Origin of the sequence: Burkholderia sp. E168m23 (assembly GCF_016586125.1) — a bacterium.
In the GTDB taxonomy this organism is placed as follows: Bacteria; Pseudomonadota; Gammaproteobacteria; order Burkholderiales; family Burkholderiaceae; genus Burkholderia; species Burkholderia orbicola.
Window position 1 is genome coordinate 1 of sequence record NZ_BCPP01001462.1, and the last position, 1,071, is coordinate 1,071.

Sequence of the window (1,071 nt, forward strand, 5' to 3'; positions counted from 1 at the left end):
TGCCGGCGTCGGTCGTCAGCGTGATGCCGAACAGCACGCTCATCCGGCCGTCGTCGGCCGCCGCCATCTCGTTGTGCACGCGCAGCGACACCGGCGTTTCGGCGAGCACCATCGCGCATTCGCGCATCGACGACAGCGCCGGCCCGATCGGTTCGACCGACCACGGCCCGACACCCTGCAACGCCGCCGCGAGCACGTCGAGCGCTGCGTAGCTCGCCTGCACCGAGCACACCACGTCCGCATGCACCGGCGCGCTCGTCTCGCGCAGCCGCCGTGCGACCGCGATGAAGCGCGCGACGACCGGCAGGTTCGGATAGAAGCTGTTGAGCAGGCAGCGGCGGCCGTGGCGCGACGCGGTGCGCAGCACGCTGGCCCATTCGTCGGGCAGCAGCGGATGCTCGATCACGACGTCGATGCCGCGTTCGAGCAGCCGGCACGCGAGCGCGGCGCCTTGCGCGCCGCGCGCCGCGCCGCCGACGGCGACGCACGCGATGCGCACGTCGTCCGGCAACGCGTCGACGCGGTCGAACACCGGCGCACCGACGCGTGCGGCCAATGCGGCCGTGCGCGCACTGCCTTGCCCGAGGATGCCGGCGACGTGATACGAACCGGACGCCGCGAGGCCCGCCGCATAGAACTGACCGAAACGGGAGCCGGCCACGACGACCGGCAGCGGATGGACCTTCATCGTGCCTCCTTCAGGCGGGTGTCGACGAACGCGGCGTTCAGGCAGTCGAAATGACCGCCGGGGATATCGACGGCCGTGATGCCGCCGAGCGCCTGCGCCGTCCAGTAATCGGTGAGCGCCGCGCGCTGCTGCGGAATCAGCGGATTGCAGCGCTCCGGCACGAACAGCCGCAGCGCGCCCGCATACGGCGCATCGCCGGCCCAGTGGGACGCCTGCACCGAATGCATGAAGAGCCGGTAGAGCCGCTCGCGCTCGTCGAGCAGCGGATGCGCGAGCGCGTCCTGCAGCGACAGGCCGGCAGCCGCGCGGAGCACGCGGCGACGCAGCCCGTCGAGCGGCTCGCAGCGATCGCCGAAGATCTCGAGCTGCGCCTGCAGGCTGCC

Annotated in this window: 1 protein-coding gene and 1 pseudogene; both read right to left on the reverse strand. The window is 72.2% G+C overall.

What is annotated here, in order from left to right; all coding sequences use genetic code 11:
- Positions 1-688: Gfo/Idh/MocA family oxidoreductase (locus JMF90_RS38165; protein WP_201326453.1), on the reverse strand; the 688-nt coding region annotated here is incomplete at its 3' end.
- Positions 685-1,071 (reverse strand): annotated as a pseudogene (locus tag JMF90_RS38170) (pyochelin synthetase); the annotation flags it as partial. The gene JMF90_RS38165 and the pseudogene JMF90_RS38170, both read right to left, overlap by 4 nt.